The 19,512-nt window shown below is 32.4% G+C and carries 11 protein-coding genes; all 11 read right to left on the bottom strand.

What is annotated here, in order from left to right; all coding sequences use genetic code 11:
- Nucleotides 1–8 precede the first annotated feature (8 nt).
- The 11 genes from EM932_RS12420 to EM932_RS12370 all read right to left on the bottom strand — a co-directional run bounded on the left by EM932_RS12420 (nucleotide 9) and on the right by EM932_RS12370 (nucleotide 19,511).
- On the bottom strand, nucleotides 9–3,032 hold the full coding sequence (locus EM932_RS12420) for a SusC/RagA family TonB-linked outer membrane protein (RefSeq protein ID WP_135877517.1): 3,024 nt from the start codon (nucleotides 3,030–3,032) through the stop codon (nucleotides 9–11).
- 227 nt (nucleotides 3,033–3,259) lie between these two features.
- Nucleotides 3,260–6,055, bottom strand: coding sequence for a helix-turn-helix and ligand-binding sensor domain-containing protein (locus EM932_RS12415; protein ID WP_135877516.1), 2,796 nt, complete (start codon nucleotides 6,053–6,055; stop codon nucleotides 3,260–3,262).
- A gap of 200 nt (nucleotides 6,056–6,255) precedes the next feature.
- On the bottom strand, nucleotides 6,256–9,057 hold the full coding sequence (locus EM932_RS12410; RefSeq protein ID WP_135877515.1) for a M16 family metallopeptidase: 2,802 nt from the start codon (nucleotides 9,055–9,057) through the stop codon (nucleotides 6,256–6,258).
- Between the two features lie 93 nt (nucleotides 9,058–9,150).
- Nucleotides 9,151–10,500 (bottom strand): RagB/SusD family nutrient uptake outer membrane protein, encoded by a 1,350-nt coding sequence (locus EM932_RS12405; protein WP_135877514.1) that lies wholly within the window; start codon nucleotides 10,498–10,500, stop codon nucleotides 9,151–9,153.
- An 11-nt stretch (nucleotides 10,501–10,511) separates the two neighbouring features.
- Nucleotides 10,512–13,955 carry a SusC/RagA family TonB-linked outer membrane protein gene (locus EM932_RS12400; RefSeq protein ID WP_135877513.1) on the bottom strand — a complete coding sequence of 1,148 codons (3,444 nt, stop codon included), beginning with the start codon at nucleotides 13,953–13,955 and terminating at the stop codon, nucleotides 10,512–10,514.
- A 373-nt stretch (nucleotides 13,956–14,328) separates the two neighbouring features.
- Nucleotides 14,329–15,510 carry a FecR family protein gene (locus tag EM932_RS12395; RefSeq protein ID WP_170179796.1) on the bottom strand — a complete coding sequence of 394 codons (1,182 nt, stop codon included), beginning with the start codon at nucleotides 15,508–15,510 and terminating at the stop codon, nucleotides 14,329–14,331.
- A 66-nt stretch (nucleotides 15,511–15,576) separates the two neighbouring features.
- Nucleotides 15,577–16,131, bottom strand: coding sequence for an RNA polymerase sigma factor (locus tag EM932_RS12390; RefSeq protein WP_135877511.1), 555 nt, complete (start codon nucleotides 16,129–16,131; stop codon nucleotides 15,577–15,579).
- 365 nt (nucleotides 16,132–16,496) lie between these two features.
- Complete coding sequence (locus EM932_RS12385) at nucleotides 16,497–16,757, bottom strand: HypC/HybG/HupF family hydrogenase formation chaperone (RefSeq protein ID WP_135877510.1); 261 nt, start codon at nucleotides 16,755–16,757, stop codon at nucleotides 16,497–16,499.
- Between the two features lie 33 nt (nucleotides 16,758–16,790).
- Complete coding sequence (gene hypB, locus EM932_RS12380) at nucleotides 16,791–17,600, bottom strand: hydrogenase nickel incorporation protein HypB (RefSeq protein ID WP_135877509.1); 810 nt, start codon at nucleotides 17,598–17,600, stop codon at nucleotides 16,791–16,793.
- Nucleotides 17,601–17,611: 11 nt separating this feature from the next.
- Nucleotides 17,612–18,079, bottom strand: a complete 468-nt coding sequence (locus EM932_RS12375; protein ID WP_135877508.1) for a hydrogenase maturation protease — start codon at nucleotides 18,077–18,079, stop codon at nucleotides 17,612–17,614.
- The gene (locus EM932_RS12370) at nucleotides 18,063–19,511 is read right to left on the bottom strand and encodes a Ni/Fe hydrogenase subunit alpha (protein ID WP_135877507.1); all 1,449 of its coding nucleotides are present in this window, start codon (nucleotides 19,509–19,511) and stop codon (nucleotides 18,063–18,065) included. Before EM932_RS12370 ends, EM932_RS12375 begins: the two co-directional genes overlap by 17 nt.
- Between the last annotated feature and the right edge of the window lies 1 nt (nucleotide 19,512).

Below are 19,512 nucleotides of genomic sequence, written 5' to 3'. Positions count from 1 at the left end.
TACAATTTTTAAATTTTTAAATTGATTCCCAGTGTATATATAGCTGGTATTGGATAAGTTTGTCTATCTACACCATTATTTACTTCTGGAGTAAAACCATTGTATTTAAATGTTGTAAATGGTCTTTCTGCTGTTAGGTAAATCCTTGCATCTGGCATATTAGTGCCTAAACTCTTTCCAGAGATATTATATGCCAATTGAATATTTTGAATTCTGAAAAAATCTCCATCTTCAATCCAAAACTCACTCAATTGTTGATTCCAGCTTTTCCGTATGCCTTCTGAAGAAGGATAGGAATTGCTAGTACCTTCACCATGCCACCTATTTACTGCTAAATCTGCATCAATATTTGTGTCATTTGTAAAAATGATTTCTCCTCGTTTTCTATTTAATATTTTATTTCCACCTTGACCATAGAAACTAAGTGAGAAATCAAAATTCTTATAAGACATCCCTATATTACCTCCATAGGCAAATTTTGGCAAGAATGATCCTAAAATAACGCGATCATCCCCATTTATAAAACCATCGCCATTCTGGTCTTTATATATTAAATCTCCTGGTTGTAGATTTGCTTCTGGATGATTAGCGGCAAAAGGATCTGCATCAACTTGTGCTTGGTTTTGATACACACCAACTCTTTCCAACCCAAAAAAGGTTTGTACTGGGTTTCCAAGTATGGTTCTTTGTCTAAATTCTGCTGAACCTGTATCTATATAACCTTGCTCATTATCTATTCTTGTAACTTCATTTTTAATGGTGTTGAAATTAGCTCCGATAGTATAGCTAAAATCATCTGAAATTTTATCACTCCAATTTAAGCTTAACTCAAGACCTCTGTTTTGAATGGTTCCTGCATTTTGATTTAGCGTAACATCAACTACAGGTATTGTTATAGGGAATATAGCTCTTTTGGTATCTCTTATAAAATAATCTGCATCAATGGATAATCGGTTATTAAAAGTTGTTGCATTGATACCAAAGTTAAGTTCTTCTACAAATTCCCAAACCAAATCGTTGAACACACTTGTTGATGTGAATCCTGTAAATTGTTGGTCTCCAAAATCAGTAAAAACGACATCAATGGTATTAGCTCCAGAACTTGCATCAACATTATCATTACCTAGTTGTCCCCAACTACCTCTTATCTTGAAGAAGTCAAAAACACCATTGTCTTTCATGAAATTTTCCTCTGTAAGTACCCAACCTAAACCTAAACCAAGAAATGTATCGGAATTGTCTTTTGTAAATTTAGAAGATATCTCATGCCTAATTGTTCCGTAGGCTAGATACCTGTTTTTGAAACTATATGCAACTCGCCCAAAATAGGATAATCCATAAAATCTTTTTCCGATTTCTTCAACTTTATTATTGAATGATTCTGGATCGGCAAAATCTAGAAACTGACTTGACTCAAGGCTTATCCCTCTAATGTCCTGTCCAGTAGCGTTAAATTTATTGTTAGCTTCGTCTCTGTATGAATGCCCTGCTAATAGGGTCAAGTCATGATCGCCAAATGTATCTTTAAAGGTTAAGGTATTATCCCAATATTGATTTGAAAACGTATTGTTTTCTCTTTTGATTTCAGAAATTCTGTCTACATTATTTCCTAGTGAATAGGGTTGAATTACGCGACGTTCTTCTAATGCAGAAAAATTATGGCTATATGATGTTCTAAATTTCAATTTATTTTTTATAAAATCTATCTCGGTATAAACATTTGCTAAAATTTTTCTGATTTTGAATCTATTATTAAAATAAGTTAAATCTGAGAATGGATTTTGAGTGCCTCTATATCCTAGAAGTTGAGCATTAGAATATCGAACAGGAGAAGCGTCCGTATTCATTTCATCAATGACAGGTATTATAGGTACTGCAAAATATGCTTTAAACCACGCTCCGTTTTCTGGTTTGTATTGTGTGGCGTTACTAAATACAGAATTTACTCCTACTTTAATTCTGTCTGTTAAATTGGCATCAACTTTTGAACGAATATTAAAACGTTCATATTCATTTTTCATATCTAAAATACCTTCTTGAGAAAAGTAATTCAGTCCCATGGCGTATGAGACATTTTCTCCTCCACCTGTACCACTTATACTGTGGTTTTGAATAATTCCATTTCGTAAAATTTCGTCATACCAGTCAGTATTTACATTTGGCACATTAGGATTAACCCTACTACGGCCATAACGTTGCATCGCATTATCAATAAATGAAATATCGGCGGTAGAACCTGATTCGTTTACCCAAGTTACAAATTGTTCTGAGTTTGCCATTTTCACGACATTCTGCGCATGTTGAATACCTGTATATCCATCATATTCTATTTGAGGTTTAGAGTTTAAACGCCCAGATTTTGTTTCTATAATAACAACACCATTTGCTGCCCTTACACCAAAAATTGCCGAAGATGATGCATCTTTTAACACATTTACCGATTTGATATCCTTGGTATTTAAGAAATCAATATTATCGTAAAAAGCACCATCAACAACATAAAGGACTTTGGTGTCACCACTATTGAAAGACCCTAGACCTCTAATTCTAACTGTTGGAGATTCCCCAGGCGCACCTGCACTTACAATTTGCACACCAGGTAATTTTCCTTGTAAAGATTGCATCACATTCGCTGTTGGTGTTTTTTCAATAGATTCTGCGTCAACCGAAGCTATTGCCCCTGTTAAATCTCGCTTCTTCTGCGTACCATAACCAATAACCACAACCTCATCTAGTGAAGCAATATCAGGTTCAAGCGAAATATTTACAGTCGTTTGGTCTTGAATTTGTATCTCGACCGTTTTAAAACCCAGAGAGCTGAATTCTAAAATTTCTCCTTTGTTAACATTAATGGAATAGCCACCATCAAAGTCTGTACTTACTCCTCTTATTGTTCCTTGTACAATGACATTAACTCCTGGTACAGGCATATTATCTTCGGCACTTGTAACAATACCACTGATTGTTTTATCCTGAGCAAAAGCATGAAGTGTAAACAAAAGAATTAACAGTAAAGTAAATCTTGTTTTCATATAGTTTTAATTTAGAATGTTAGTTTGATACTAAATTATAAAGTATGGAGGTGCTCGTCAAAAAATGACTTACACATAAATTACGTCATATGTAAAAAAAAATGAAAAAATCGCTATTGACGTATATTATAGCTACAAAAAATAAGCAGAAACATTAGGATTAAATAAGTTATGACGTAGTTTTGGCGTAGTATTTTTAAATGGGAATTTAAGAATTTTAATACTATTTATTTAAAATCTAGCAAATATTCACTTAAAGATTTGTCATTTTCTAAATTTAACTTGCGTTTTAATCGATATCTGTGAGTTTCTAACCCTCTAATGGACACATTCATCAATGGAGCAATCTCTTTAGTTAATAAATTCATTTTTATGTAAGCACAAATCTTCAAATCTTTATGTGTTAGTTTAGGATGCTTTGCTTTTAATTGATTAAAAAACGCTTCGTGTACCTGATTGAAATTATATTCAAATATTTCCCACTCATCTTCATGTCCTATGGAGTTGTCTATTTTTCTCAATAGACGTTTGTATGTAGATGAATTGTCAAAACCTTCTTTATTTCTTATGAGTTCATTTTTAATTTCCAGCATAGACTCATTTTTTTTCACTAAAGCCATAGCTGTATTTGCCAATTGTTTACTTTTTAACTTGACTTCATTTTTTAAAGATTGATTTTTTAACTGTACTATCTTCTTATCATTTTCTATAGTTTTCTCTTTTAAAAGTATTTCTTGCTCCTTTACAAATTTATCGTGTAAAATCTTTTGTTCTTTTTTGATTTTTCTTTTATGTAATCCATATACAACACCTCCTATAATTAAGGCCATTATAAGGTAGAACAAACTATTTTTGTACCACGGTGGTAAAATTGTGATCTGAATTATTTTTTCAGGAGAGACTTCACCCGATAGGTTTGTCGCTCTAAAATGAATACTATAATCTCCATTACTTAAACTCGATAATTCTAATCTCTCATTATCCATTTTATACCAGTTTAAAACGTCTGATGTAGTAATGGCATACTCAAAAAAGTGGTTTTTTGATAGTGGTGACGATATGGAAACACTTATACTTTTATTAAAAGGAAACTCATAAACTTGTTCATTATTAATATCAACCAAGGTTTTATCTATTTCTATATGCTCAATAATAGGTTTATGGAGTGTATCGCTTCTCTTTTTTGCTGTATTATTTATTAACATAAAACCATCATATAGGTTTAATGTATATATGGAGTCATTAAGTTGTGAAACACTTTCTGCGTCTACTACGAGTCTTTTTTGAATAAGTTCATTAGGAAGATTCAAGCCTTTTTTATCCTCAGTTAATGATAGGAAAGTAATTTTATCATTGGCATTGTTGGTTACTAATTCATTGGCACCAGATTCGGAGATAATATCTGCGTCTGTTCCAAAGGAATTATTTAATAAATCATGCGGAACTATACTATCAATTAAAGCCTCATACTTCTGCCAACCTCTATTCGTTTTAAAACAAATATCATTTTTAATTTTATGGACCTTAATACTAAAATCTGACCATAATCCTTTATTCTTATAATTATCAAACGTTACAATACTATCATAGCTTTTATCAAATCTCACTCTAAACAAACCTTTATAAGCATGAGCCACCCATGCAGTATGTGTATCTTCAAAGACTAAATATTTTATTGGTATCGTTTTATTCCCCATGTGCCTTGAGTTCCATTTCCCTTCAGAAATATCAAATCTCACTAATCCTCCATAGGTACCTTGAATAAAGGTGTTTTTCATTTCTGGAACTTTTTTAATCACCCAGCCCCCTGTAAATTCGGATATTTTTCTTAGTTTATTATTTTCAACAACATATGTTCCATCGTTATGTCCACATAATAGTTGTCCATTAATTTCCTTTAAATCCCAAACTTGTCCCTGGGAGCCTTCAATAAAATTAAGATCGCCTTCTTTTAAATAAAACAGTCCTGTATTACTTCCCAGATATAGTGTGTTTCTATAACTTATTACATCATAAACTGCCCCTAATTTCCCCGAAGTGTCATTGTATAAGGTATGATTATAATCCAGGTCTATTTCCGCTATACCATTATCTAACCCCACCCATAAATTATTGTTACTTCCTAATTCATGACCCAAAACTGTATTATTCAATAAACCATTTTCCTTATTAATATGGTATTTAACATGTCCAGATTTATCCGTAATATAAACACCATTTTTTATGGTTCCAAAAACCATATCCCCGTTTTTAAGGGTTTGAAACGTATTAAGCTGCTGTTCTTTAATAATGTTACTAATGCTAGACTCCCAAAGTTCGAGTCTGTTATTGATTTTATTATATATATAGCAACCATTGAGCGCCGTAGTTATTAGTAATTTTCCCTTGTTGTAATTAACTATTGAAATGATCTTAACATCAACAAGTTCACTTGTATTTATGAAAGGTTTTAATATATCTCCTTCTAAAATAAAAATACCATTTCTTACTGTTGAAACATAAACTCTGTTGTCTACAACACTACACGACAAAACAGTAGATTCTGGTTTTATTCTCTTTATTTCTCCATTTTTGTAAATGTATAGCTTTGAGAAAGACCTGAAGAGTATCGCATTATCATGAAAGAATATTTGCCAAAACTCTTCATCTGAAGGTGTTTCGTTTTCTTTAAAGTTACTTAATGACGTATAAACTAATTTTCCTTTTGAATTTTTTTTCCAATATCCAAACTCTTCATAAGACCCTGTGTAAATAACATTTTTATGGGCTAATACTGAACGTATGATCGTTTTATTTGGTAACTGATAAAAATTCCATTTTAAACCATCAAACTCAACTAAACCTTTATCATTCGCGACATATAACTTACCATTATGTGCTTTTGAAACATCCCAGTTTTGATTTCCTGCATTATATTCTGTCAGCGCATAATTTTTAAAATAAGGTATGTATTGAGCAGTTACATTATGAGACGCCATAAAGAAGCTAAATAGAAAAAGAACTTTATAGTGCTTAAGTTGCATTATTGTTGATTTTTTAAAAGAAAAAGGGAATTAGTACAAAGCTAATCAAAATTATATTAAAATATCTTTTTAGATTATGAGCAAAACACAAAAACCTCCAACCGAATAGGTTAAAGGTTTTTTACTAGTTGAATGTACAAAAAAATGTCGAATACTTTTAATTACCGAATTAGAGGCGCTCAAAAAAATAGTTTCTAAATTTATTCTTCAGGTAATAAAATAAACTCAGCATAATTATTCATATCAAAATAGGTATTCGCTGCATCTTGAAACATCTTAGAATCTATTTTATTAATACTAGTCTTATAATCTAAAACAGACTCAAAATCTAATCCGTATTTGTAAGCTTCTTTTAGTTTAAATATCCAATATCCATTAAACTCTAAAGCATCTTTTGTGTTAGCTAATTCTGCTTCTTTAATTTTATTTAAATCTTCGGATGAAGCTCCTTGTTTTTTAATTTTTTCTATTTCTTCAAATACTTTTGCAATTAATTTATCTACATTATCAGGATCACATGTAAACCTGACATTCATTCTATACCAATGATAAGGTATCTCTGAAGCATATCCTGATACTTGTACACCATATACTCCAGCCATTTTTTCACGCATTTCTTCTGTAAGTTTAATTTTAAGTAGTTTCCCTAGCAGGCTTAATTTTTTCTTCTCTTCTAATGAAAATTCAAAACCTCCAATAAAACGCATATCTACTTTGCTTTTATCATCTATACCTTTTAATATGATTTCTTTAACGCCTCCTTGAGTATATCTTAAACCAATATCTTTCCAAGAACTTGTTTCGTTTAAATTAGAAGAGAGACTTCCTAAATATCGCGTTACATATTCTTTTAGGGAATCGATTTGAAAACTTCCAACAAAAATAAAAGTAAAGCCATTTGCAGATGAAAATCGTTCTTTATAAAAATCGTATACTGCATCAAGTTTTAAACCATCTTCAATTTGGCTGCCAGTTAAAGGTATTGCTCTTAAATGCTTTTTTGTCATGACCTCACTTATTCTTTTTTCAAAATAACTTCCCGGGCTTTTATCTTGATCTTTATATGTCGCCTTTAAGTTTTCTTTAAATGCATTAAAAACGTTTTTATCCTTATTCGGTTTAGTAAAGTATAAATGTGTCATTTGCAGCATGCTTTCCAAGTCTTTTGATGAACTACTACCAGAAAATAATTCGCCATAAAAGTTTATACGTGGTGAGATGCTAAGTGTTTTTCCCATATTTAACTTTTTCAAATCTGTTTTAGAGATCTCATTAACACCGCTAGAACCTATTATATTCCCTGCATTTCTAGCTGAAACATATAACGAATCTGGGGCAATCGAACTTCCACCAGGTCTAAAACCATTCATAGAAATCAAATCATTTTGAAACTGTGTTGGTTTAGCTATGATTGTAATACCATTTGCTAGTTGCCAAGTGGTAACGTCTACCTTCTCATTATATATTTCTTTTATAATTTTTCCTGGCTCTGGCTTATTGGCCATTAATTGAACATCTCCGAGTTTATCTTTGTAAGCTTCGATATCTTTTGAAGTGACATTTTTAAGTATTTTTTCTATATCATTTTCAGTTGGTAATTTTAAATCTGCTTTTTCTATGGCATTTATAACTACAGCGATGTTAACGTCTCTTACCCATTGTTTACTTACGTTATTAACGTCTTCAACAGAAATACCAGGAAAAACTTCTTTATAAAATTCATACTTAAATGCATCACTTGGAATTGGCACATGGTCTGTGAAATTATCTATGTATTGTTCTATATAATATTTTGTAGATAGCTTTCCTGTTTCTTTTCTGCGTATATCAGCATTATTGAGTAAAAGTGCTTTGTAGCGCTCTAATTCGGTAGCTGTAAAACCAAATTGTTTGGCTCGTTCGCTTTCTGTTAGTAACGCATCAATCCCCTCGGTAACTTTGTCTTCTTTAAGATTAGCTCTTAAAAAATAGCAATCCATATTAGCCAAAAAATTCCCAATTCCAGCAGTCGCCGATAAAAAAGGAGCATTAGACTTAATTGAAACCTCATTTAATCGCTCCCTTAACATCCCTGAATACAATCTCCTTAAAAGTACCTGTTTATAATCTTGTAAAGTTTCGACCTCAGTTTCTTGCTTTTTAATATATATAGAAACTTTAACTCCCTTAGTTTCTTTATCTGTAATGACCGTGATTTTTGGTTCCTCATTATCAGAAATTTCATAATACACTCTTTCCTTCGGATTTTTTACTGGTTTTATACTCTTAAAAATCTCCTTAACTTTTATTTCGGTTTCTTCTACATCAAAGTCTCCTACTAACACTAAAGCCATTAAATCCGGGCGGTACCAATCGTTATAAAAGCGTTTCATGACATCATATTTAGAGTTCATGATAACATCTAACGTTCCAATAGGTAATCTATCCGCATATCTGGAATTATTTGTTATTACAGGAATTGACTTATAATACATACGCATACCAGCTCCACTCCTGGCCCTTAACTCTTCTGCAACAACACCGCGCTCATTATCAATTTCTTCATGAGAAAATGTAATGCCATCTGCCCAATCCCGTAATACTTGTAAACTTGTACCTAATGTTTTTTCATCTGTAGGAACAGATAATTTGTAGACAGTTTCATCAAACCCAGTATGTGCATTTAAATCAGCTCCAAATTCAATACCAAGACTTTGCAAATAATCGATGAGGTCGTTTTTTGGAAACTTTTCAGTCCCATTAAATGCCATGTGTTCTATAAAATGTGCTAATCCTAACTGATCTTCATCTTCTAAGATTGAGCCTGCATTAAGAACTAAACGTAATTCTGCTTTGTTTTTTGGTTTCGCGTTGTGTTTTATATAATAGGTGAGTCCATTGCTTAGTTTCCCCATTTTTATAGTTGGGTCAATGGGTATGTGATTGCTTAGGTCTTTTATCTGAGCTATTAAGCTAAAACTCCATAAATATAAAATTGAAGCTATTACTGTTGCGTTTTTCATGATTGATATATTAAATTTTAAATAAAATAGAGCTCTAAGCCTCTAGGAAACCTAAAGCTCTACTAAACATAACTAACTCAAAAATTTAAATTTCTAAATACTATCATAGCCTGGATTTTGATCGGCTAAATTTACTAGTGAATTACTATTAATTTCTTCCTCAGGGATAGGTAATATATATTGATTGATACTCGTAATCTGAGGTTTTAAAGTCATCGCTTTGTCAAAACGAATAGCAGCAAACCAATCACTACCATTTTCAAAAGCTAATTCTTTTACAATCTCATCAAAAATATCATCTTTTAACTCATCAATTGTTGTTGCTGGAGAATCTCCATTGCCAACTCGATTTCTAATAATATTAAGAGGTGCTTTGCTTTCATCTAAACTAGCACCACTAAAAGCTAAGGCTTCCGCTCGTATTAAATACATTTGCGCTAAACGTAAAAAATAAGTCGGTCTAAATGTATCAACATCGTTTGTTTTTAAGACACGAATGCCACTATAGGTTAAGGGTTGTCTTGGATCGCCTGACATTAAATCAGGGAACCATGTTGTACCTGGCCTACCAGCATAAAATCGCTTCCTATTATTATCTTCAGAATCTGAATTTTCATCACGAAACGTCATAAAAATCATTTCAGAGGAACTTAATCCTTTACTAAAAGCTTCTCCATATGTTGGCTCTAAACTGGTAGTACCTTCACTAATCACTTCCGCAGCTAATGCTGCAGCTTCTGCATATTGTTTTCTGTATAACTGCACCTTAGCCTTTAAGGCTTTTGCTGCTGTTTTAGACGCTCTATAACTTACCGTATAGCTTGGTGCATCTGATATTGCAATATCTAAATCGGCTAATATTTGGGCATAAGTCTCAGCTACAGTACTCCTGGCTTTGTTTCTGGTTGTGAAATCTGCAGGTTCCGTTCTGAGTACGATGCCATAATTACTACTTTCATCAAAAAACTGTCCATAATATCTTAACGCATCAAAAGTGCCCATGGCTCTTAAAAAATATGCTTCTCCAATAATTTCACGCTTGATATCTTCGGAAACTTCACTTTCAGGAAGCTCACTAGTACGGATAATGGTATTATTAGCTGCATTAATTACTTGGTAAAAGGCTAAGTAAAAATCCCTTACTACGAAGTTATCAAACTCTAAAGCGTTTTCACCAAATTGCCCATTGGTACCACCTGCACCTACACGACTCATCGTTCCAATCATAGCACTAGGTATGAGCTCTGTGAACAAATAATACTTATCAAGAGTTCTTGATGTAATGATTGTGTAGACACCATTTAGTAATGCACGAGCATCAGCTTCATTATTCACAACATTTTCTGACACTAAATTATTAGGGGGATCGTTTTCTAATACATTGGTAAGCTCACATGCGCTTAAACAAAGTATCATGATACTATATATTATTATTTTTTTCATATCTCGTTTTTTTAAAATCCTATTCTTATTCCTGTTGTAAACACTTTTGCCACTGGGAAACGGTTGTTGTCTCTACCGGCACTAATGTCATTATTAAATAAATTAGTAGCCTCTGGGTCAGCACCTGGATAGTTTGTAATTGTCAATAAATTTTGAGCAATAAAAAATAGAGAAACCTGATCTACGAATTTTAAACGTTTTATAACGCTATCTGGAAACGTGTAGCTAAAATTTAATGTTTTTAGTCTTAAATACGAACCGTCGTATACATAATGACTAGATGTTCTGTCATTATTATTAGGATCAAAATATATAATTCTTGGTACATTGGTGTTTGGGTTTTCTGGCGTCCAGGCATTTAAAACATCTGTAGTTTTATTTTCTCCAAGAAACGTACTAGCAAAATTTGTATCCCTAGCTAAACCAAAAGCCTCAATCTCATTTCCTATTGAAAAGTTAAAGAATGTAGATAAAGCAAAGCCTTTATAGCGGAATGTACTATTAAACCCTCCAAAAAAATCAGGTTGCGCATTCCCTATGGTTGTTTGATCCAAATTAGTTATTCTACCATCTGGTACACCATCTGGTCCAGTAATATCTTTAAATCTCACATCGCCTGGAGAGGTCCTTGCATTTTGGTACACGCCAGTATCTGATCCAGCATTAAGTAAATCAATTTCTTCTTGAGTTTGAAATAATCCTTCAGCTTCATAACCAAATATAATTCCTAAAGGGCTTCCGACACGTAACAAACCGCCACCGCCAAAACCAGAGATATAGCCATCATCCCTTAAAAAATCATCTGAAATCTTAGTGAGTTTATTGTCTAATGTGGTAATATTTAAATCTAGATTCCAACTAAAACTTTCACTTCTTATAATATCAGCCTTAATTTCAAGCTCATAACCTCTATTTTGGGTATCTCCTATATTAGCAGTGATACTTCTAAAACCGGTACTAACTCCTGGTCTTGCATTAAAAAGTAAATCTTTTGTGTCTTTAGTAAAATATGCTACAGATCCGTAAAGGCGTCCTTTGAACAATGAAAAGTCCAAACCTAAATCAAACAATCTTGTGGTTTCCCATTTTAAAGCATTATTACCTAACTGGCTAGGTATTACTGAAGGATCTGGCCCGTAATCTTCGGCAATAAACAGTGTTCTCCACGGATATGGACCAAAAGCTTGTTGTCCTGCAATACCATAACTTGCTCTGATTTTTAAATCTTCTACTATCTCACTATCCTCTAGGAATGGCTCTTCTGATAATCGCCATGCACCTGCTACTGATGGAAAAAAGGCATATTCATTATCTGGTGCAAATCTGGAAGAACCATCTACCCTTCCTGCCAAAGTAAGTAAATACTTTTCATCAAAATCATAATTAACACGAGCTATATAAGATATTAAGCCTGATCCTACTTGTTGCGAGGATCCATCTGTAAAAATGGTGGCACTATTTATATTTGTTAATATTTCATTTTCAAAGCCTTCTCCCCATGCCAAGACTTGTGAAGAACTATTTTTTTCGAATGTGGCTAAAGCTACAGCATTTAAATTATGAGAATTAAAACTTTTATCAAAACTTAATTCGTTTTGCCAAAGTATATTACTGGAATTATTTCTGCTTTCCTGAGCATATCCATCACCATCACCAAAACGTCTATCAAAACCACCTACATTGGTGAACTTAGGATAAAAACTCCTTTGATTACCGTTATTAAAATTTAAAGCAAATGATGTTTTAAATTTTAGCCCTTCGGCTAATATTACTTGTGCAAATGCAGAGCCTAAAAAGAGAAACGTTTTGTTATTATTAGATCCTTTAGAAAGTGCTACTGGGTTTTGGCGAGTAATCATTGGTGAAAATGAATAATTTCCATCTTCATCAAATACAGGTATATCTGGTCTGTAATTGTATATGGTTTGGGTGATTCCAGGATCTAAAGATTTTTGCTCTGAAAACGAAATATTTGTTTTTACCCCCATTAGCCACTTATCGTTAACTTTGGTGTCTAAATTTAGGTTGAAAGTATAGCGATCAAACCCTGTTGATTCGAAAACACCTTCTTGTGTATTAGCTCCCAAAGATAAACCGAAACGTGTTTTTTGTGACCCTCCTTGAACACTAAGATTATAATTAGATGTTATGGGAGACCCTGGGCTTACTTCATCTTCCCAATTGGTATTGGCATCTCCAAAATAAGAACCATCCAAGACACTTTGCGTATAAGCATTATTAACCGTTCCATTTTCAACAGCAGTCGTCCAGGCTTCTCTAAATTGAGCTGCGTTTAATACCTCTAAGGTTCGTGGTCTTTGTGTGCTTAACGACATATTAGCTTGAAACTTTGGGTCTTCACCATAGGCCCCTCTTTTAGTATTGATAACAATAACACCGTTAGCTGCACGAGATCCGTAAACTGCAGTCGCAGATGCATCTTTCAAAACTGTTATGGATTCTATATCTGCCGAGTTTATATTCCCTAAAGGAGTACTTAATCCCTCTTGATTAAGCTCATTTCCTAAACTTTGACCTTGAGAACCTCCTGTCGGTATATTACTAGTTGCTACTACAGGAATACCATCAATAACATATAAAGGTTGATTAGAGCCAAATAATGACGTAGCACCTCTAATCCTAACTCTAGCAGCAGAACCTGGCTGCCCTGAAGAACTTGATACGAAAACACCTGCTACTTGACCTTGTAATGCGTTATCTAAATTAACAGTAGGTGCTTGGTTAGTGATCCCTACCATATCGACTACGCCTACAGAACCTGTTAAGTTTTGTTTTTTAACACTACCATAACCTATAATTACAGTTTCATCTAAACTGGTAACCGATTCGTTTAGTAAAACATTGATAGTTGTCTGATCATTTACAACAATTTCTTGTGTTTCATAACCCAAAAATGAAAAAACCAATACATTTTCCGGGCTTGGCACTGTTATAGAATATTTGCCATCAAAATCAGTAGCTGTTCCTGTATTTGTACCCTTTATACGTACCGTAGCCCCTGGTACTGCAAGCCCATTTTTATCTGTAACCTTTCCAGATACTTCCTTCTGTTGTCTTTTATCGTTTCGTGATTTCTCCTTTATAAGAATGGTGTTGTTTTTAGTGACTATGACATTTACATCCCCTAAAGACAAACTCATATTTAATAGTTTGTTTAAACGAATTTTTCCCCTTTTGAGTTGTATTTTAGGAAAGTCCCTAAAAAGATCCTCGGGATATATAAACATATAATCGCTTGTTTGGGCTTTTATAATTTTAAAAACCTCATCGACAGTTACAGTGATATCTTCCTCTATTACAATTTTTGAATTTTGAGACAATACATGCTTTGGAGATAAACTGAATACTGTGGTACATAATAGGAAAATGAACGTTTTCATAACTATTATTAAGAACCGTTTTTTAAAACGGCTTTTAGTTAATTTAATTTCCATAAATTTGCTTGTTATTAGTTAGTTAATATTTTAATTAAGTAATACATCAAGGGGGATATACAGTTAAATACTTTCCAAGGTTCAAACTGTTTTCCTCCTTCTTTTTTCTAAAAATAAATTCCAATCCCATCTTTTCGATAGACTTCTATTTATTAGAAATTTCATGTCATTTTTCGCATAGGCATCATTGTTTTTAGTTAATTTTTCTATTTGAACTCATTTAAACTTTTTCCATTCGCTAAAAAATTGTTCTTTTTAACCCATTCTTTGCCTTTTTCTTCTTCTGTAGCTCTGCTATGCAACTCTAAAAAAACTTCAAATGGTCAAAAAATGTCTAATTTTCGCTTAAACGCAAAAAGTTTAAATCAGTTCTTTATTTTAATATGACTGTCTTATTATTAATCTCGTAATTTTTAATAATGTTTATATTCTTAATAGTCGTTAAGATCTCTTCTATTTTATAGTTCTTACCTATCCTACCACTAAAACGTTCTCCTTTTAAAGTTTCATTTTCAAATTCAACTTCCATATCGTACCAACGCGATAATACTTTCATGATCTCCTTTAATGATTTACCTTCAAAATCAAAAATGCCGTCTTTCCAGGAAATTATACTATTCACATCTACCATAGAAAGTGTTATGTCATTATCAATGGTGTTAACTTTTGATTGTTGATTTGGGATAAGTGTTTCTTCTTTAGTATCTGTACTTACTGCAACTTTGCCTTCCACTAAAGTTGTATAGATGGTTATCTCATCTTTGTATGCCCGAATATTAAACTCTGTACCTAATACCTGTATTTCCTGTTTATTATTATATACTTTAAAATCTGCACCTTGATGCTCGGTACTCGGGGAAACATCAAAATAAGCTTCGCCATATACTAGTTCTACTTTTCTGGTTTCACCTGCTTTAAAATTTACGGGATACTTTAGTTGAGATTCAGAATTAAGCCAAACCATAGTACCATCAGATAAGGTTATTTGAAATTGACCTCCCCTAGGAATGGTAATATAATTGTAGGCTTCTTCCTTTAAATTTTCTTCGTCAGTTTTATAAACAATATGATCTCCACTACTGAATATATTACTTGCCTCATATATTTGTCCTTTTTCCAAAGTAATATTTGAACCATCTGATAAACTTAGTATTGCCTTATTAGTCCCCGTTTTAATATTGTTATTTACAATAATTGGCTCAACAAACTTGGGAGTTCCTTTTTTATCTAGAAATAAGGTTAATGCTAGTATTAAAAGCACAGATGCGGCAGCTATATATTTCCAGTATAGTCTTTTTACTGGTACTTTTTTCTCTGTTAACAATGGGTTTTGTAATTGAACAACAATATTATCCCAGGCTTCTTCTTTATTAATATTATCGTAAAAGCCTATGCTTCTTGCCTTTTTATGAAATATTAAATACTCCGAAAATTTCTTTTCATTTTCAACACTTTTATTAATCCAATTCTGAAGCGTTTTAAACTCTTCTTCACTAATTTCTTGCGAAGTATAAGCAATAAAAAGTTTGAGGATATTTGTATTAATCTTATTCATTTGATGATCTTCTATACTATACATATACTAGAAGACAAAAAATGGGTGACAATAAATTTACTTTTTTTAAACTAAAAGTAACATTATAATAACGTCTAACGAATTACGAAGTTGTTTTAAAGCTCTTGAGTAATGTGTTTTTACTGTATTTACAGAAATACTGAATTGTTCCGCTACTTCCTTATATTTCATGTTTTCTAAAACAATGGCTTTGAATACTTCCTTACTTTTTTCTGGTAATAACTCAACTTCTTTTAGCAATTTCTTTTTCCTATCTTCAATAGCAGTCATATCTAATTTTTCATCCGCAATTAGTTTATTGACTTGATCTTCTATTTCTTCAAAACGATATTTGGTTTGTTTCCTCACAATCTGTAATGTATTATTTTTCACAGATCGAAATAAATAAGGACTTATAACGCCTTCTAATTTCATGTATAGCTTCTCATCCCAAAATTTAACAAACAAATCTTGTACGATGTCTTCTGCCAATTGAAATGAATCACAATACTTTAATGCATAGATACTCAATGGCATATAATATTCATCAAATAATTCCTTATAGGCTGAAGCATCACCATTTTTAAGGTTTTCAAGGATTTTTAAGTCTTTAGATCCCATCTATATGATTTGAATTGAGAGTATTGTGAGTAACCAATATTGTGCTAATATAAATCAATTTAATAAATGTAATTGTATTTAACTCAATATGATTGAAACAATATAAGTAAAATAGTAAAATAAAAAAAAGCTCTCAATTTCTCGAAAGCTTTGATTTTACTAGTAGACCATATAGAAAAAATGTCGAACCAAATAATTTTGGAATTGGAGAAATTTGATTCGATTATTTAATAAGAATGAGGTTACCCACAGCACTATTCTATTAAGCATTTGTATGCACATAGTAATTAATTATAACCATCTTATATTCAAAACATGACATTGCATGAAGTTGATTGTTTTAAAATGTCCCAGGAAACAGCAACTCAATTAATTTCAGATGGCCCTAAATCCTTTAATTCGTTTAATTGCTTTAGGATATCAAACGTTTTTTTAGCTTCATCTTCATTTATTAAGCTAATGGCCACCCCTACATGCACCAATATATAATCATTTACTTTGGCTTCGGGAACTAAAGCAAGACTGACTTCTTTTATAACACCATCAAAAGATACTCTACCGGTCCTAAATGTTTCGTCGAGTTGAGATGTTATTTCTAATAATTTTCCTGGTATTGAAAGGCACATTAGAAGTTTGATTTAAGATTCATGATTTTTGAATTATGCTTTTTGAGTTTTCAACCAATCATACCATTTCGGCATACCTTCTCCAGTAGTAGCGGAAAGTTCAAAAAATTGTAATTTTGGATTCACTTGTAAAGCATATTCTTTTAATGTATCAATATTAATATTAACATATGGCAACAAATCCATTTTATTAATAATGCAAATATCAGAAGTGTGAAACATATCCGGATATTTTATGGGTTTATCTTCTCCTTCCGTAGTACTAATTATTACAACACGTTTTGATTCCCCTAAGTTAAACATGGAAGGACAGACTAAATTGCCAACATTTTCAATCATTAAAATAGCATGGTCCTCAATATTTAATTTCTTGACTGCATTGTAAACCATATCACTTTCTAAATGGCACCCTTTTCCTGTATTAATTTGTATTACTGGAATATCTAAAGCATCAATTCGGTTAGCATCATTTAAACTTTTTTGATCGCCTTCAATAACATAAAATTGTATCTCTTTTTTTAAATCTTTTAAAGTGCGTTCCAAAATTGATGTTTTACCTGATCCTGGAGAGCTCACTAAATTTATAGCAAAAATATTTTTTGCCTCAAAGTAGCCTTTATTTCTCGCAGCCATAACATCATTGTGATGCAAAATATCTTGTTCTATATGTAATACTGTTTTATGATGATGGTCAAAACTATGCGAATGCTCATGGTGATGGTGAGGATGTTCATGACCATGGCCATGTGCTTCATCGTGATGATGATGATGTCTTTTTATTTCCTTCGGATTTTGAATGGTAACACCATTCTCTCCAGTTCCGCAACCACATGTTCCACACATAATTCAAATTTTTAATTTGTTAAAATACAGTCCACTATTACATTCTTCTTAAAATAGTCTTTAGCTTTATTAATGTTTATTTTGGCTTTTTTGCTTATTCCTATTTCTAATTCCCATTGATAGCCTTGTATTCCTAAAATAAATGCTTTGGGATTATAATAATACAGTGTATTAGTTAAATGCAAAATAGTCTCTGGCTTCAATGCATGCGTACTAAAACTGTATGCTTCTGAAGGTTTACAGGTTTTAAAATAAAACCCATCTCCTGTATCTTCCTTTGTGGCATCTATAAATATAACCGTTTCATAATTTAAAATCAACTCGGCATCTTCAATTTGAAGTTGATATCTGTATTCCAAATCCATATGAGGATTTTGGGTTTTAAGAAAATCTAAAAACAGCCATCCTAAACCATCATCTTGTCTTCCGGTATTGCCAATACCAAAAACTATTGTTTTATATTTACCTTCTTTTTTCATGTATTAATTCTCCAGCATGATTATAAAGAGAAACTTCTAAAGGCATTTGCCCCAGAGCATGCGTTGCACAACTCAAACAAGGATCGTAAGCCCTAATGGCTACTTCTACTTGATTTAACATCCCTTCAGTAATTTTGGTTTTGCCACTAATAACATTATTTGCTACCCATTTTACGGCCTGGTTCATAGCTTCATTATTATGCGTGGTTGAAACTATCAAATTGCAACGGGTAATGCGGTCTTTGTCATCAACTTCATAATGATGAATCAAGGTGCCACGTGGTGCTTCAATAATTCCGATACCTTCATTTCGTCGTGTACCTTTTCTTAAAAGATCATTACTCAATATATCTACATCATTTAATAAGCTTTTCATCATTTCAGCACAATACAGCATTTCAATTAAACGCGCCCAATGTGAGTACATGGTTTTATTATTAATTTTACCATTGGTTTCTAATTTAAATAGGATTCGCTCTTCTTCAGCCAATGGGGTTTCAATACCATTACAAATATTGATTCTTGCTAATGGCCCTACTCTATTCCATCCATTTTCTTTTCCAATTTCCTTTAAATATGGGAATTTTAAATACGACCATTTTTCAACGCCTTCATTAAAATACTGAATATAATCATCGTTTGGAACATCATTTAAAGTCACTTTTCCGTTGGCATCCAAAGCTCTTAAATTACCATCATATAATTCTAAAAATCCATTTTCCTTATTAACCAATCCTAAATGTCCGGAAGGGTAATCTGCAAAACTATTTAACCATTTATGGTTTATCTCATGATAGTTTTTAATAAAATCTATGATTTCTTTTGACCAATGAATCATAGCATCAATGGATGGAATTTCTTTGCTATTTAAAAAGTAATCCCTGTCTTTTAAGGTAACTTTTTTATGAACCCCACCGGGAATTGCTGAGATTCCGTGAATGCGTTTTCCTGCTGTGGCTTTAATGATTTCCTGACCAAACTTTCTCATTAAAATACCTTTTTTAGCCAAATCGAGATGTTTTATAGCCACTTCGGCTACATTACGCTTAGATGGATCTGCATTTACACCAAACAATAAATCCGGAGATGCCAAATAGAAAAAATGCAAGGCATGTGATTGGAATACTTGACCAAAATGTAATAGTTTCCTGATTTTTTGGGCTGGCAATGATAAATCACCTGGATCCAGCCCTACAATTTGATCTATTGCTTTAGCTGCTGCCAAATGATGACTTACGGGACAAATACCGCATAAACGTTGTACCAAAACGGGAGCTTCCCAATACGGATGACCTTGAATGAATCTTTCAAAACCACGAAATTCCACAATATGAAAAAAGGAGTCTTTTACTTTATTGTCTTCATCTAAATGAATGGTAACTTTGCCATGACCTTCAACTCTTGTTACTGGGTCTATAACTAACTTTTTCATT

It is taken from the genome of Flavivirga rizhaonensis (assembly GCF_004791695.1).
Lineage (GTDB): Bacteria > Bacteroidota > Bacteroidia > Flavobacteriales > Flavobacteriaceae > Flavivirga > Flavivirga rizhaonensis.
The sequence above is the reverse complement of the archived record's forward strand: the minus strand, read 5'-3'. Positions and strand labels throughout refer to the sequence as shown.

Coding starts and splice junctions, on each gene's coding strand:
- EM932_RS12420 (WP_135877517.1), bottom strand. CDS start 3,032: ATGAAAACAAGATTTACTTTACTGTTAATTCTTTTGTTTACACTTCAT.
- EM932_RS12415 (WP_135877516.1), bottom strand. CDS start 6,055: ATGCAACTTAAGCACTATAAAGTTCTTTTTCTATTTAGCTTCTTTATG.
- EM932_RS12410 (WP_135877515.1), bottom strand. CDS start 9,057: ATGAAAAACGCAACAGTAATAGCTTCAATTTTATATTTATGGAGTTTT.
- EM932_RS12405 (WP_135877514.1), bottom strand. CDS start 10,500: ATGAAAAAAATAATAATATATAGTATCATGATACTTTGTTTAAGCGCA.
- EM932_RS12400 (WP_135877513.1), bottom strand. CDS start 13,955: ATGGAAATTAAATTAACTAAAAGCCGTTTTAAAAAACGGTTCTTAATA.
- EM932_RS12395 (WP_170179796.1), bottom strand. CDS start 15,510: ATGAATAAGATTAATACAAATATCCTCAAACTTTTTATTGCTTATACT.
- EM932_RS12390 (WP_135877511.1), bottom strand. CDS start 16,131: ATGGGATCTAAAGACTTAAAAATCCTTGAAAACCTTAAAAATGGTGAT.
- EM932_RS12385 (WP_135877510.1), bottom strand. CDS start 16,757: ATGTGCCTTTCAATACCAGGAAAATTATTAGAAATAACATCTCAACTC.
- hypB (WP_135877509.1), bottom strand. CDS start 17,600: ATGTGTGGAACATGTGGTTGCGGAACTGGAGAGAATGGTGTTACCATT.
- EM932_RS12375 (WP_135877508.1), bottom strand. CDS start 18,079: ATGAAAAAAGAAGGTAAATATAAAACAATAGTTTTTGGTATTGGCAAT.
- EM932_RS12370 (WP_135877507.1), bottom strand. CDS start 19,511: ATGAAAAAGTTAGTTATAGACCCAGTAACAAGAGTTGAAGGTCATGGC.